The 15908-nt window shown below is 43.0% G+C and carries 7 protein-coding genes, 4 tRNA genes and 5 rRNA genes; all 16 read left to right on the top strand.

The window, feature by feature from the left end:
• The first annotated feature begins 3 nt into the window (after window positions 1–3).
• The 16 genes from GTO82_RS09160 (at window position 4) to GTO82_RS09085 (ending at window position 15898) form a co-directional block, all read left to right on the top strand.
• Window positions 4–2906: ribosomal RNA gene (locus GTO82_RS09160) — 23S ribosomal RNA — on the top strand.
• Between the two features lie 61 nt (window positions 2907–2967).
• Window positions 2968–3084: ribosomal RNA gene (gene rrf / locus GTO82_RS09155) — 5S ribosomal RNA — on the top strand.
• A 13-nt stretch (window positions 3085–3097) separates the two neighbouring features.
• A tRNA-Asn gene (locus GTO82_RS09150) sits at window positions 3098–3173 on the top strand.
• Between the two features lie 322 nt (window positions 3174–3495).
• Window positions 3496–5068, top strand: a 16S ribosomal RNA gene (locus GTO82_RS09145).
• A 141-nt stretch (window positions 5069–5209) separates the two neighbouring features.
• Window positions 5210–5283 (top strand) — tRNA-Ile (locus GTO82_RS09140).
• A 34-nt stretch (window positions 5284–5317) separates the two neighbouring features.
• A tRNA-Ala gene (locus GTO82_RS09135) sits at window positions 5318–5390 on the top strand.
• A 125-nt stretch (window positions 5391–5515) separates the two neighbouring features.
• A 23S ribosomal RNA gene (locus GTO82_RS09130) occupies window positions 5516–8418 on the top strand.
• 61 nt (window positions 8419–8479) lie between these two features.
• Window positions 8480–8596 (top strand): 5S ribosomal RNA (gene rrf / locus GTO82_RS09125).
• Together the 16S, 23S and 5S rRNA genes with 4 tRNA genes alongside form the textbook arrangement of a ribosomal RNA operon.
• A 13-nt stretch (window positions 8597–8609) precedes the next feature.
• Window positions 8610–8682, top strand: a tRNA-Asn gene (locus tag GTO82_RS09120).
• Window positions 8683–8876: 194 nt separating this feature from the next.
• Window positions 8877–9872, top strand: coding sequence for a PTS sugar transporter subunit IIB (locus GTO82_RS09115; protein WP_180873280.1), 996 nt, complete (start codon window positions 8877–8879; stop codon window positions 9870–9872).
• 21 nt (window positions 9873–9893) lie between these two features.
• Window positions 9894–10697, top strand: coding sequence for a PTS mannose/fructose/sorbose transporter subunit IIC (locus GTO82_RS09110; protein WP_004898109.1), 804 nt, complete (start codon window positions 9894–9896; stop codon window positions 10695–10697).
• Window positions 10698–10726: 29 nt separating this feature from the next.
• Window positions 10727–11656, top strand: coding sequence for a PTS system mannose/fructose/sorbose family transporter subunit IID (locus GTO82_RS09105; protein ID WP_004898108.1), 930 nt, complete (start codon window positions 10727–10729; stop codon window positions 11654–11656).
• Window positions 11657–11721: 65 nt separating this feature from the next.
• Entirely contained in the window at window positions 11722–12084 is a 363-nt protein-coding gene (locus tag GTO82_RS09100) for a DUF956 family protein (RefSeq protein ID WP_004898106.1), read from the top strand.
• 158 nt (window positions 12085–12242) lie between these two features.
• Window positions 12243–13637, top strand: coding sequence for an amino acid permease (locus GTO82_RS09095; protein ID WP_011162556.1), 1395 nt, complete (start codon window positions 12243–12245; stop codon window positions 13635–13637).
• Window positions 13627–15009 carry an amino acid permease gene (locus GTO82_RS09090; RefSeq protein ID WP_180873279.1) on the top strand — a complete coding sequence of 461 codons (1383 nt, stop codon included), beginning with the start codon at window positions 13627–13629 and terminating at the stop codon, window positions 15007–15009. Before GTO82_RS09095 ends, GTO82_RS09090 begins: the two co-directional genes overlap by 11 nt.
• A 163-nt stretch (window positions 15010–15172) precedes the next feature.
• Entirely contained in the window at window positions 15173–15898 is a 726-nt protein-coding gene (locus GTO82_RS09085; protein ID WP_180873278.1) for a gamma-glutamyl-gamma-aminobutyrate hydrolase family protein, read from the top strand.
• The last annotated feature ends 10 nt before the right edge of the window (window positions 15899–15908 follow it).

Raw genomic sequence — 15908 nt, 5'->3', positions numbered from 1 at the left:
ATAGGTCAAGTAGAAAAGGGCGCATGGTGAATGCCTTGGCACTAGAAGCCGATGAAGGACGTGACGAACCACGAAAGGCTTCGGGGAGCAGTAAGTAAGCAATGATCCGGAGATATCCGAATGGGGGAACCCAATACCGTGAGGTATTATCATTAACTGTTAAGGTTAATGAAGGAAGACGCAGTGAACTGAAACATCTAAGTAGCTGCAGGAAGAGAAAGAAAAATCGATTTCCCAAGTAGCGGCGAGCGAACAGGAAAGAGCCCAAACCAGCTGGCTTGCCAGTTGGGGTTGTAGGACTGCGATATAGTACTTGAAGTGATAGCAGAATTATCTGGAAAGATAAGCCAGAGAGGGTGAGAGCCCCGTACGCGAAATTGCGGAGAGACTTAGCAGGATCCTGAGTAGGTCGGGACACGAGGAATCCCGATTGAAACCGCGAGGACCATCTCGCAAGGCTAAATACTAACTAGTGACCGATAGTGAACCAGTACCGTGAGGGAAAGGTGAAAAGAACCCCGGAAGGGGAGTGAAAGAGAACCTGAAACCGTGTGCCTACAAGTAGTCAGAGCACATTAAAGTGTAATGGCGTGCCTTTTGTAGAATGAACCGGCGAGTTACGTTATGGTGCAAGGTTAAGTCAGAAAAGACGGAGCCGGAGCGAAAGCGAGTCTGAATAGGGCGACAGAGTATCATGACGTAGACCCGAAACCAAGTGACCTACCCATGACCAGGTTGAAGGCGTGGTAAAACACGCTGGAGGACCGAACCCACGTGAGTTAAAAATCGCGGGGATGAGTTGTGGGTAGCGGTGAAATTCCAAACGAACTTGGAGATAGCTGGTTCTCTCCGAAATAGCTTTAGGGCTAGCCTCGTGTGAATGATAATGGAGGTAGAGCGCTGTTTGGACTAGGGGCCCGTCAGGGGTTACTGAATCCAGATAAACTCCGAATGCCAGATATCAATGCACGGGAGTCAGACTGCGAGTGATAAGATCCGTAGTCGAAAGGGAAACAGCCCAGATCACCAGTTAAGGTCCCCAAATCTATGCTAAGTGGAAAAGGATGTGGAGTTGCGTAGACAACTAGGATGTTGGCTTAGAAGCAGCCACCATTTAAAGAGTGCGTAATAGCTCACTAGTCGAGTGACGCTGCGCCGAAAATGTACCGGGGCTAAGCATAGTACCGAAACTGTGGATGCATATATTATATGCGTGGTAGGAGAGCGTTCTAAGTGCGGCGAAGTTAGATCGAGAGGACTAATGGAGCGCTTAGAAGTGAGAATGCCGGTATGAGTAGCGAAAGATAGGTGAGAATCCTATCCGCCGAAAGACTAAGGTTTCCTGGGGCAGGCTCGTCCGCCCAGGGTAAGTCGGGACCTAAGGTAAGGCCGAGAGGCGTAGCCGATGGACAACAGGTAGATATTCCTGTACTGAAATTGTTCGATATGAGCAAAGGAGGGACGCAGGAGGCCAATGACGCATGTTGCTGGAAATACATGTGCAAGCAGTAAGAAAAAAGATGAGTCAAATGCTTGTCTTTAGATTTCAAGCTGTGACGCGGAGCGAAATAAAAGTAGCGAAGGTCATGATGTCACACTGCCAAGAAAAGCTTCTAGCCAGAACAATTTTACCCGTACCGCAAACCGACACAGGTAGTCGAGTGGAGAACACTCAGGTGAGCGAGAGAACTCTCGTTAAGGAACTCGGCAAAATGACCCCGTAACTTCGGGAGAAGGGGTGCTGATAGTAAAATATCAGCCGCAGTGAATAGGCCCAAACAACTGTTTATCAAAAACACAGGTATCTGCAAAATCGTAAGATGACGTATAGGTACTGACACCTGCCCGGTGCTGGAAGGTTAAGAGGAGAGCTTAGCGCAAGCGAAGGTTTGAATTGAAGCCCCAGTAAACGGCGGCCGTAACTATAACGGTCCTAAGGTAGCGAAATTCCTTGTCGGGTAAGTTCCGACCTGCACGAAAGGTGTAATGATTTGGGCACTGTCTCAACGAGAGACTCGGTGAAATTATAATACCCGTGAAGATGCGGGTTACCCGCGACAGGACGGAAAGACCCCATGGAGCTTTACTGTAGCTTGATATTGAGTATTTGTTAAACATGTACAGGATAGGTAGGAGCCAGAGAAAGTAGGACGCTAGTCTTACCGGAGGCAATGTTGGGATACTACCCTTGTTTGATGGATCCTCTAACTCACAGAGCTGAGCGTTCTGGAGGACAGTGTCAGGTGGGCAGTTTGACTGGGGCGGTCGCCTCCTAAAGTGTAACGGAGGCGCCCAAAGGTTCCCTCAGAATGGTTGGAAATCATTCGCAGAGTGTAAAGGTATAAGGGAGCTTGACTGCGAGAGCTACAACTCGAGCAGGGACGAAAGTCGGGCTTAGTGATCTGGTGGTACTGCATGGAAAGGCCATCACTCAACGGATAAAAGCTACCCTGGGGATAACAGGCTTATCTCCCCCAAGAGTTCACATCGACGGGGAGGTTTGGCACCTCGATGTCGGCTCGTCGCATCCTGGGGCTGAAGTCGGTCCCAAGGGTTGGGCTGTTCGCCCATTAAAGCGGCACGCGAGCTGGGTTCAGAACGTCGTGAGACAGTTCGGTCCCTATCCGTCGTGGGCGTAGGAAATTTGAGAGGAGCTGTCCTTAGTACGAGAGGACCGGGATGGACATACCGCTGGTGTACCAGTTGTCTTGCCAAAGGCATCGCTGGGTAGCTATGTATGGAAGGGATAAGCGCTGAAAGCATCTAAGTGCGAAGCCCCCCTCAAGATGAGATTTCCGATGCGAAAGCAGTAAGACACCTTAAAGACGATGAGGTAGATAGGCTAGGAGTGGAAGCATAGCGATATGTGGAGCGGACTAGTACTAATCAGTCGAGCACTTGACCAAAGCTCAAAGGTTTAAAGGCTAGAGATTATATTCAGTTTTGAGTGTAAAAGCTCAGAAAGAGTACGGTGGCGATGGCAAGAAGGATACACCTGTTCCCATGCCGAACACAGAAGTTAAGCTTCTTAACGCCGAGAGTAGTTGGTGGGAAACTGCCTGCGAGGGTAGGCAGTCGCCGTGCTCTTTTTTAATATTCCGGCTTAGCTCAGTTGGTAGAGCACCTGACTGTTAATCAGGTTGTCGTCAGTTCGAGTCTGACAGCCGGAGCCAATGGAGTCAACTAGGCTCCTATTTTTATCAAAAAATGATTAAAAAAGCTTGCCAAAGCGAGCAAAAGATGATAATATTATAAAGCTGTCATTTGAGAGAGATGAGAAAATTAAAAAAGTTCTTGTCAAAGCTTAAAGGACATGATATAATATAAAAGTTGTCACATGACAACGGTAGTACCTTGAAAACTGAACAAAGTTTCGCTGAAAGTGTGCGGGATATAAAAATCCCAAACAAAAGCGAAGTCAATTCGCAAGCAATAAATTTGAGATAACTCAAAGAAAGTTTTAGAGCTAAACGATAAAAAGCTCATTTTCAAAAGGAAAATGAGAGTTTGATCCTGGCTCAGGACGAACGCTGGCGGCGTGCCTAATACATGCAAGTCGAGCGAGCTTGCCTAGATGATTTTAGTGCTTGCACTAAATGAAACTAGATACAAGCGAGCGGCGGACGGGTGAGTAACACGTGGGTAACCTGCCCAAGAGACTGGGATAACACCTGGAAACAGATGCTAATACCGGATAACAACACTAGACGCATGTCTAGAGTTTGAAAGATGGTTCTGCTATCACTCTTGGATGGACCTGCGGTGCATTAGCTAGTTGGTAAGGTAACGGCTTACCAAGGCAATGATGCATAGCCGAGTTGAGAGACTGATCGGCCACATTGGGACTGAGACACGGCCCAAACTCCTACGGGAGGCAGCAGTAGGGAATCTTCCACAATGGACGAAAGTCTGATGGAGCAACGCCGCGTGAGTGAAGAAGGGTTTCGGCTCGTAAAGCTCTGTTGGTAGTGAAGAAAGATAGAGGTAGTAACTGGCCTTTATTTGACGGTAATTACTTAGAAAGTCACGGCTAACTACGTGCCAGCAGCCGCGGTAATACGTAGGTGGCAAGCGTTGTCCGGATTTATTGGGCGTAAAGCGAGTGCAGGCGGTTCAATAAGTCTGATGTGAAAGCCTTCGGCTCAACCGGAGAATTGCATCAGAAACTGTTGAACTTGAGTGCAGAAGAGGAGAGTGGAACTCCATGTGTAGCGGTGGAATGCGTAGATATATGGAAGAACACCAGTGGCGAAGGCGGCTCTCTGGTCTGCAACTGACGCTGAGGCTCGAAAGCATGGGTAGCGAACAGGATTAGATACCCTGGTAGTCCATGCCGTAAACGATGAGTGCTAAGTGTTGGGAGGTTTCCGCCTCTCAGTGCTGCAGCTAACGCATTAAGCACTCCGCCTGGGGAGTACGACCGCAAGGTTGAAACTCAAAGGAATTGACGGGGGCCCGCACAAGCGGTGGAGCATGTGGTTTAATTCGAAGCAACGCGAAGAACCTTACCAGGTCTTGACATCCAGTGCAAACCTAAGAGATTAGGTGTTCCCTTCGGGGACGCTGAGACAGGTGGTGCATGGCTGTCGTCAGCTCGTGTCGTGAGATGTTGGGTTAAGTCCCGCAACGAGCGCAACCCTTGTCATTAGTTGCCATCATTAAGTTGGGCACTCTAATGAGACTGCCGGTGACAAACCGGAGGAAGGTGGGGATGACGTCAAGTCATCATGCCCCTTATGACCTGGGCTACACACGTGCTACAATGGACGGTACAACGAGAAGCGAACCTGCGAAGGCAAGCGGATCTCTTAAAGCCGTTCTCAGTTCGGACTGTAGGCTGCAACTCGCCTACACGAAGCTGGAATCGCTAGTAATCGCGGATCAGCACGCCGCGGTGAATACGTTCCCGGGCCTTGTACACACCGCCCGTCACACCATGAGAGTCTGTAACACCCAAAGCCGGTGGGATAACCTTTATAGGAGTCAGCCGTCTAAGGTAGGACAGATGATTAGGGTGAAGTCGTAACAAGGTAGCCGTAGGAGAACCTGCGGCTGGATCACCTCCTTTCTAAGGAAGGCGAAAGATGATGGAGAGTGCGAGAGCACTAAGAGAAGTCATCGAGAAAGCCAAGCGGAAGCACACTGAGAAACTTTGTTTAGTTTTGAGGGTATTACCTCAAACAACTTGAATAACAAGCCAAGCACAATCGGGCCTATAGCTCAGCTGGTTAGAGCGCACGCCTGATAAGCGTGAGGTCGATGGTTCAAGTCCATTTAGGCCCATTCAAAGCAAAAAGCTTTGATAAAAGGCAATGATGGGGGCTTAGCTCAGATGGGAGAGCGCCTGCTTTGCACGCAGGAGGTCATCGGTTCGATCCCGTTAGCCTCCATTGAGACACAATGTCTCAATGGTTAGTACATTGAAAACTGAATATAATCAAAAGCAAAAAACCGAGACAATCGAAAAAACAGATTGAAGAGCGACCGAGAAGAGAGAGAAACTCAACTTGAAATAGGTCAAGTAGAAAAGGGCGCATGGTGAATGCCTTGGCACTAGAAGCCGATGAAGGACGTGACGAACCACGAAAGGCTTCGGGGAGCAGTAAGTAAGCAATGATCCGGAGATATCCGAATGGGGGAACCCAATACCGTGAGGTATTATCATTAACTGTTAAGGTTAATGAAGGAAGACGCAGTGAACTGAAACATCTAAGTAGCTGCAGGAAGAGAAAGAAAAATCGATTTCCCAAGTAGCGGCGAGCGAACAGGAAAGAGCCCAAACCAGCTGGCTTGCCAGTTGGGGTTGTAGGACTGCGATATAGTACTTGAAGTGATAGCAGAATTATCTGGAAAGATAAGCCAGAGAGGGTGAGAGCCCCGTACGCGAAATTGCGGAGAGACTTAGCAGGATCCTGAGTAGGTCGGGACACGAGGAATCCCGATTGAAACCGCGAGGACCATCTCGCAAGGCTAAATACTAACTAGTGACCGATAGTGAACCAGTACCGTGAGGGAAAGGTGAAAAGAACCCCGGAAGGGGAGTGAAAGAGAACCTGAAACCGTGTGCCTACAAGTAGTCAGAGCACATTAAAGTGTAATGGCGTGCCTTTTGTAGAATGAACCGGCGAGTTACGTTATGGTGCAAGGTTAAGTCAGAAAAGACGGAGCCGGAGCGAAAGCGAGTCTGAATAGGGCGACAGAGTATCATGACGTAGACCCGAAACCAAGTGACCTACCCATGACCAGGTTGAAGGCGTGGTAAAACACGCTGGAGGACCGAACCCACGTGAGTTAAAAATCGCGGGGATGAGTTGTGGGTAGCGGTGAAATTCCAAACGAACTTGGAGATAGCTGGTTCTCTCCGAAATAGCTTTAGGGCTAGCCTCGTGTGAATGATAATGGAGGTAGAGCGCTGTTTGGACTAGGGGCCCGTCAGGGGTTACTGAATCCAGATAAACTCCGAATGCCAGATATCAATGCACGGGAGTCAGACTGCGAGTGATAAGATCCGTAGTCGAAAGGGAAACAGCCCAGATCACCAGTTAAGGTCCCCAAATCTATGCTAAGTGGAAAAGGATGTGGAGTTGCGTAGACAACTAGGATGTTGGCTTAGAAGCAGCCACCATTTAAAGAGTGCGTAATAGCTCACTAGTCGAGTGACGCTGCGCCGAAAATGTACCGGGGCTAAGCATAGTACCGAAACTGTGGATGCATATATTATATGCGTGGTAGGAGAGCGTTCTAAGTGCGGCGAAGTTAGATCGAGAGGACTAATGGAGCGCTTAGAAGTGAGAATGCCGGTATGAGTAGCGAAAGATAGGTGAGAATCCTATCCGCCGAAAGACTAAGGTTTCCTGGGGCAGGCTCGTCCGCCCAGGGTAAGTCGGGACCTAAGGTAAGGCCGAGAGGCGTAGCCGATGGACAACAGGTAGATATTCCTGTACTGAAATTGTTCGATATGAGCAAAGGAGGGACGCAGGAGGCCAATGACGCATGTTGCTGGAAATACATGTGCAAGCAGTAAGAAAAAAGATGAGTCAAATGCTTGTCTTTAGATTTCAAGCTGTGACGCGGAGCGAAATAAAAGTAGCGAAGGTCATGATGTCACACTGCCAAGAAAAGCTTCTAGCCAGAACAATTTTACCCGTACCGCAAACCGACACAGGTAGTCGAGTGGAGAACACTCAGGTGAGCGAGAGAACTCTCGTTAAGGAACTCGGCAAAATGACCCCGTAACTTCGGGAGAAGGGGTGCTGATAGTAAAATATCAGCCGCAGTGAATAGGCCCAAACAACTGTTTATCAAAAACACAGGTATCTGCAAAATCGTAAGATGACGTATAGGTACTGACACCTGCCCGGTGCTGGAAGGTTAAGAGGAGAGCTTAGCGCAAGCGAAGGTTTGAATTGAAGCCCCAGTAAACGGCGGCCGTAACTATAACGGTCCTAAGGTAGCGAAATTCCTTGTCGGGTAAGTTCCGACCTGCACGAAAGGTGTAATGATTTGGGCACTGTCTCAACGAGAGACTCGGTGAAATTATAATACCCGTGAAGATGCGGGTTACCCGCGACAGGACGGAAAGACCCCATGGAGCTTTACTGTAGCTTGATATTGAGTATTTGTTAAACATGTACAGGATAGGTAGGAGCCAGAGAAAGTAGGACGCTAGTCTTACCGGAGGCAATGTTGGGATACTACCCTTGTTTGATGGATCCTCTAACTCACAGAGCTGAGCGTTCTGGAGGACAGTGTCAGGTGGGCAGTTTGACTGGGGCGGTCGCCTCCTAAAGTGTAACGGAGGCGCCCAAAGGTTCCCTCAGAATGGTTGGAAATCATTCGCAGAGTGTAAAGGTATAAGGGAGCTTGACTGCGAGAGCTACAACTCGAGCAGGGACGAAAGTCGGGCTTAGTGATCTGGTGGTACTGCATGGAAAGGCCATCACTCAACGGATAAAAGCTACCCTGGGGATAACAGGCTTATCTCCCCCAAGAGTTCACATCGACGGGGAGGTTTGGCACCTCGATGTCGGCTCGTCGCATCCTGGGGCTGAAGTCGGTCCCAAGGGTTGGGCTGTTCGCCCATTAAAGCGGCACGCGAGCTGGGTTCAGAACGTCGTGAGACAGTTCGGTCCCTATCCGTCGTGGGCGTAGGAAATTTGAGAGGAGCTGTCCTTAGTACGAGAGGACCGGGATGGACATACCGCTGGTGTACCAGTTGTCTTGCCAAAGGCATCGCTGGGTAGCTATGTATGGAAGGGATAAGCGCTGAAAGCATCTAAGTGCGAAGCCCCCCTCAAGATGAGATTTCCGATGCGAAAGCAGTAAGACACCTTAAAGACGATGAGGTAGATAGGCTAGGAGTGGAAGCATAGCGATATGTGGAGCGGACTAGTACTAATCAGTCGAGCACTTGACCAAAGCTCAAAGGTTTAAAGGCTAGAGATTATATTCAGTTTTGAGTGTAAAAGCTCAGAAAGAGTACGGTGGCGATGGCAAGAAGGATACACCTGTTCCCATGCCGAACACAGAAGTTAAGCTTCTTAACGCCGAGAGTAGTTGGTGGGAAACTGCCTGCGAGGGTAGGCAGTCGCCGTGCTCTTTTTTAATATTCCGGCTTAGCTCAGTTGGTAGAGCACCTGACTGTTAATCAGGTTGTCGTCAGTTCGAGTCTGACAGCCGGAGTAAAGTGATGAGTTAAAGGAAGAATGAAGAATTATCTTTGTTCTTCCTTTTTTGTATAGTTATTATTTTTTTCTACTTTTTTAACTTTATGCAAGCATTTTCAATAAAAAAATGGTATGATATTAAAAGTAAACGTATACATTTATTCTGCTATAAAGTATTCGTGAAGATATTTTGATTAAGGGGGAAATCAAATGGTAGGAATTGTCCTAGCTAGTCATGGTGGCTTTGCTGATGGAATCTTTCAATCTGCTGAAATGATTTTTGGTAAGCAAGAGAATCTGGCTCATGTGATTTTAAAGCCTGACGAAGGTCCTGATGATATTAGAGCTAAGATGGAAAAAGCTGTGGCTTCTTTTGATGATCAGGATCAAGTATTATTTTTGATTGATCTATGGGGAGGTACACCATTTAACCAAGCAAATAATCTTGTTAAAGAACATGAAGATACTTGGGCCATTGTCTCAGGTATGAATCTACCTATGGTTATCGAAGCTTTGGGTCAAAGAATGGCAAGTGATAATGCTCATGATATTGCCAAAGCTATTGTTAAACCAGGTCGTGATGGAATTAAAACACAACCTGAATCTCTTATGCCTAAAGAGGAGACAAAGGCTGCTCCAGCTGCTAATGCACAACCACAAGGTGCTATTCCTGAAGGTACGGTCATTGGCGATGGTCACATTAAGTATGTTTTAGCTAGAATTGATTCACGTCTTCTTCATGGACAAGTTGCAACTGGTTGGACTAAGGCCATGAATCCAAATCGAATCATTGTTGTTTCAGATAATGTTGCGAAAGATAAAATTCGTAAAACAATGATTAAGGAAGCAGCACCAGCTGGTGTACCGGCAAATGTTGTTCCAATCAATAAGATGCTTGAAGTAGTGAAAGATCCACGTTTTGGAAATACTAAGGCATTGATCTTATTTGAAAATCCAGAAGATGCACTTAAAGCTATTGAAGGTGGAATGGACATTAAAGAATTGAATGTTGGATCCATGGCATATAGTGATGGTAAAGTGAATGTCAATACTGTTTTGGCAATGGATCAAAAAGATATTGATACATATAAGAAATTAAAAGATTTGGGCGTTAAATTTGATGTCCGTAAAGTTCCTTCTGATGGTAAACAAAACATGGATGAACTTTTGGATAAAGCTCAAAAATTAGTTAATGAAAAGAAATAAATTACAGGGGGATTTATATAAATGAATGCTATTCAGATGATTCTGGTAGTGATCGTTGCCTTCTTTGCAGGTATGGGAGGAATTCTTGATGAATTTCAATTCCATCAACCTCTAGTGGCATGTACTTTAATTGGTTTGGTTACTGGTAACTTAACTATTGGTATTATTCTTGGCGGTTCACTACAAATGATTGCTTTAGGTTGGGCTAATATTGGTGCTGCCGTTGCTCCAGATGCAGCTTTAGCATCTGTTGCTTCAACTATTATTTTGGTTCAAGGTGGACAAGGTCAAAAGGGTATTGGTACTGCGATTGGTATTGCTATTCCTTTAGCCGTTGCTGGTTTGTTCTTAACTATGTTAGTTCGTACTATTTCTGTTGCCATTGTTCATATTATGGATAGAAAAGCAGAAGAAGCTAACTGGAGAGCTATTGACCGTTGGCAAATGATTGCTGTTGCTTTACAAGGTTTACGAATTGCTATTCCAGCTGCATTATTACTTGCTATTCCAGCTTCTGTTGTTCGTGCTGGCTTAAATGCAATGCCAGCATGGTTAAACGAAGGTATGACCATCGGTGGTGGTATGGTTGTTGCCGTTGGTTACGCTATGGTTATTAATATGATGGCTAGCCGTGAAGTATGGCCATTCTTCATCATTGGTTTCTGTTTGGCAGCCGTTAAAGAATTAACTTTGATCGCTCTTGGTGGTATTGGTATTTCCCTTGCTATTATGTACCTTGCTCTTGAAGGTTCTAAGGGTGGAAACAACAATAACTCTAATTCCGGTTCAGGCGACCCATTGGGCGACATCCTGGATGATTATTAAAATTTGAGCGAGAGGAGGCTAATTATATAATGACTGAAACTGCACAAAAGAAATTAACTTTAAGTAAATCAGATCGTATTAAGGTTTGGTGGCGTTCTACTTTCCTTCAAGGTTCATGGAACTATGAAAGAATGCAAAACGGTGGTTGGGCTTACAGTTTAATCCCAGCATTAAGAAAATTATATCCTGAAAAGAAAGATCTATCCCTTGCATTAAAGAGACACTTGGAATTCTTTAATACACACCCATACTTAGCATCACCTATTATCGGTGTTACTCTTGCTTTGGAAGAGGATAAGGCTAACGGTGCGGATGTTGATAACACTGCTATTCAAGGTGTTAAAGTTGGTATGATGGGACCTTTAGCCGGTGTTGGTGACCCGGTCTTTTGGTACACTGTTCGTCCTATTATTGGTTCATTAGGTGCTTCACTTGCTTTGAGTGGTAACATCTTAGGACCTATCTTATTCTTTGTATTATGGAATGTAATTCGTATGGCATTCTTATGGTACACTCAAGAAATGGGTTACAAAGCTGGTACTAAAATTACAGAAGATGCCTCAGGTGGTTTATTACAAAAAATTACCCGTGGAGCTTCTATGATGGGTATGTTTGTTATCGGTGCTTTAATTGAGCGTTGGGTAACAATTAACTTCAAACCAGTTGTTTCAAGCGTTCCGCTTCAAAAGGGTGCTTATATTGATTGGAACACTCTTCCAAAAGGAGCAGAAGGTATTCACAAAGCTTTGAGTGAATACAACTTAGGTAATGGTATGGCCTTAGATAGAATTAAGCAAACAACCTTACAACAAAACTTGGATAGTTTAATTCCTGGTCTTGCTGCAGTTCTATTAACTTTCTTATGTATGTGGTTATTAAAGAAGAAAGTTTCACCAATCGTTATCATTATTGGTATCTTTGTTGTTGGTATTGTGGGTCACGTAATTGGCTTACTATAACAATTAATCAGATAAGAAACGGTCTTGTTTAGACCGTTTTTCTTATCTATGAAAAGGTTTTTTATATGGTTCAATCATTAAATACAAAATCAGAGTATGTAGATGCTGCGACTTGGTTTAGAGGAATTCCTACATATGGAAAAGTTTTAGTCGGAGATAAAGGGTTTGAGTTTTATAGTGATAATAATCCAAATGACTATGTACAGATTCCGTGGGATGAAGTAACCGTTGTAGTTGCGGATGTATATTTTGGTGGAAAATATATTCCTCGTTTTAAGATTTGTACTAAAAAAAATGGTAGTTTTATTTTTGCTGCGAGACATGTAAAGCCAACTTTGCGCGCTATTCGAAAGCATGTACCAGCAGATAACATGAGAAAAGCTCTTACAATTTGGCAAAAAATCAAACGGAATTTTAAGCAAAAGTAATAAGGAGATTTAGCTCTGAGGCTAAGCTCCTTATTTTTTGTTAAAAAGGCCTTGGCATTAATGCTTACCTGTATTAAAATAACATTAATCAATTTTTTGATATCTAAAACTAGCTCTCAACTGACTGCTAGTTTTTTTTATAGGAGTGGCATTAAGTAATGGAAAATAAAAAGTCAATGCCTAAATTGAAACGTTCCATGACTGCTGGTCAAATGGAAATGATATCTTTAGGTGGGGCAATTGGGGTTGGATTGTTCATGGGATCCACTTCCACTATAAAGTGGACAGGCCCGTCTGTTTTACTAGCATATATGTTCGTTGGCTTAATTTTATACATCGTAATGCGGGCATTGGGAGAAATGTTATATGTTAATCCAGGAACAGGATCGTTTGCAGATTATGCAACTGAATATGTCCATCCATTAGCGGGATATTTAGCTGAGTGGGCTAATGTATTTGAATATATAGTTGTTGGAATGTCTGAAGTAGTTGCAGCAACTGAATATTTAAAATTTTGGTGGCCAAAAGTTAATGTATTTTGGTCAGGAATTATTATTATTTTGTTTTTAGTCTTAGCAAATTTGGCTAGTGCTAAAGCATACGCTTCTCTTGAATTCTGGTTTGCAATGATTAAAGTTGTAACTATTATCTTAATGATTATTTTAGGATTCATTGTAATTTTCTTTGGAGTGGGAAACGGTGGAAAACCAACTGGGTTTAGTAATCTATGGTCACATGGTGGCTTTTTCACTGGTGGAGTAAAAGGGTTCTTCTTCTCAATGTCAATTATTGTTGGTTCATATGAAGGAATCGAGTTACTAGGCATATCTGCTGGTGAGGTAGCAAATCCTAAAAAAGCCATTGTAAAAAGTGTTAAATCGGTTTTGTGGCGTATCTTAATTTTCTATGTTGGAGCAATTTTTGTTATTGTTACGATCTATCCATGGAATGAATTAAGTAATATTGGCTCTCCATTTGTAACTACATTTGCAAAGGTAGGAATTACAGCAGCGGCAAGTATTATCAACTTTGTGGTTTTAACGGCAGCCTTGTCAGGAGCAAACTCTGGAATTTATTCATCTAGTAGAATGCTTTTTAAATTAGCTCATGATGGGGATGCTCCGAAAACCTTTGGACATATTTCTAAACGAATTGTTCCTAATCATGCAATTTTAGGTATTTCCGGGGGAATACTAATTGGATTTATTATTAATATGATTGCAGCTACAATTAATAAATCTACTCAAGATTTATTCGTTGTCGTTTTCTCGTCTTCAGTCTTACCAGGTATGATTCCATGGTTTGTAATCTTACTTGCTGAACTAAAATTTAGACGCAATAATCAAGATTTACTAGTAGACCATCCTTTCAAGTTACCGTTATACCCTATTTCCAATTACTTTGCATTTTTGATGCTGATTGTTATAGTTATCTTTATGCTTATTAACCCTGAAACTAGAGTTTCTGTATTAGTGGGAGCTGCTGTTTTACTTATAGCTACAATTGTTTATCTATTTCGACATAAAAAGGATGGTGTAAATAATGGAGAATAAACAGAATCATCCTCCTAAATTAAAGCGATCGATGACTGCTGGACAAATGGAGATGATCTCTCTAGGTGGAGCCATTGGTGTTGGATTATTCATGGGATCTACATCAACTATTAAATGGACGGGGCCATCAGTTTTATTAGCCTATATGTTTGTAGGACTAATTTTATACATCGTAATGCGAGCATTGGGAGAGATGCTATATGTTAGTCCTGGAACAGGATCATTTGCAGATTATGCAACAGAGTATATTTCACCATTAGCGGGATATTTAGCTGAGTGGGCTAATGTCTTTCAATATATTGTTGTTGGTATTTCAGAAGTTGTGGCCGCAACAGAGTATTTAAAGTTTTGGTGGCCTGAAGTTAGTGTTTTTTGGTCTGGAATAATAATTATTGCTTTCTTATTACTGGCAAACTTAGCTAGTGCTAAAGCTTATGGAACACTAGAGTTTTGGTTTGCGATGATTAAGGTAGTAACAATTGTGATAATGATTATTTTAGGCTTGCTGGTGATTTTACTCGGTGTAGGAAATCACGGAAAACCAATCGGCTTTAGTAATCTATGGTCACATGGTGGCTTTTTCACTGGTGGAGTAAAAGGATTCTTTTTCTCAATGGCAATTATTGCTGGTTCATATGAGGGAATAGAATTAATTGGTATTTCTGCTGGAGAGGTAGCCAACCCACAAGAGGCAATTGTAAAAAGCGTAAAATCAGTTTTATGGCGTATCTTGATTTTCTACGTTGGGGCAATCTTTGTGATCGTTACAATTTATCCTTGGAATCAATTAAGTAATATTGGCTCTCCATTTGTAGAGACCTTTACTAAGGTAGGGATCACAGCAGCTGCTGGGATTATTAACTTCGTAGTTTTAACCGCAGCCTTGTCAGGTGCGAATTCCGGTATTTATTCATCTAGTAGAATGCTATTTAAATTGGCACATGAGGGAGAAGCGCCAAAGGCCTTTGGAAAACTATCGAAGCGTATTGTTCCTGACAGAGCTATCGTTGGAATTACAGTAGGTATTTTAATCGGCTTTATTTTGAATTTGATAATGTCAACCATGAATAAGTCAATGGGAGAATTGTTCGTTGTTGTCTATAGTTCTTCTGTTTTACCGGGAATGGTAGCATGGTTTGTAATTTTGATTGCTGAATTGAAATTCAGAAAAAATAATTCACATTTAATGGCTGAACATCCATTTAAGTTACCTCTCTACCCATATTCAAATTATTTTGCATTTGCAATGTTATTAGTGATTGTTGTATTTATGTTTATTAATCCAGAGACAAGAATTTCTGTGGGGGTGGGTGCTGGAGTTTTAGTGCTAGCAAGTCTTGTGTATATGATTAAACATCGTAATAAAAAATAATTAATTGGACCATTCCTTTAGGGATGGTCTTTTTTATGAGGACATAATATTAGCTTATGATGAGAAAAAAGTGCTAATTATAAATTATAGTGTTTACGCAGTAAACTATATAATTTATAATTAAGCCTAACTGGTAAAAAGTAAGTTGAAGGAGCGAGTAAATATGAAACCAATTATTGGAATTTCTGGTTCTATAATTATTGATGATGGTGGTATTTTCCCAGGCTATCGTCGGAGTTATGTTAATGACGATTATGTGGATTCTGTAATTAAAAATGGTGGCATTCCCTACATCATTCCTTTCAATGAAGATGAGGAAGTTGTGAAAGAGCAACTGTTAAATGTTCAAGGATTAATTTTATCTGGTGGTCATGATGTAGATCCTCATAACTATGGTGAAGAGCCGGAACAAAAATTAGGAGATATTTGGCCTGAAAGAGACAAATTTGATATGCGACTCCTAAAATTAGCTGAAGAAAATGGAATTCCAGTTTTAGGAATTTGTCGTGGTGCACAAATTATTAATGTGTATCATGGTGGGACTTTATATCAGGATCTTAGTTATAGAAAAGAAAAAACATTAAAGCACAGTCAAGGTCAAACTCCAACTTTGCTTACTCATACTGTGAAAACAGTAGCAGGTACTAAGATTGCAGAATTATTAGGCAAAGATGAGATGCAAACAAATTCTTTCCACCATCAATTAATTAAGGATGTAGCAGATAATTTTAAGATTTCAGCTCGCTGTGTGGATGGAGTAGTAGAAGCAATTGAAAATGAGGATGCATCAGTTATTGCGGTTCAATGGCATCCTGAAATGCTTCATCGCGTAGTTTCTTATCAAAATAATCTGTTTAAATATATTATTGATAATGCAAAGAAAAAATAGAAAGAAGTTA

It is taken from the genome of Lactobacillus johnsonii (assembly GCF_013487865.1).
GTDB lineage: Bacteria > Bacillota > Bacilli > Lactobacillales > Lactobacillaceae > Lactobacillus > Lactobacillus johnsonii_A.
This window is presented reverse-complemented; position numbering and strand designations above follow the sequence as displayed.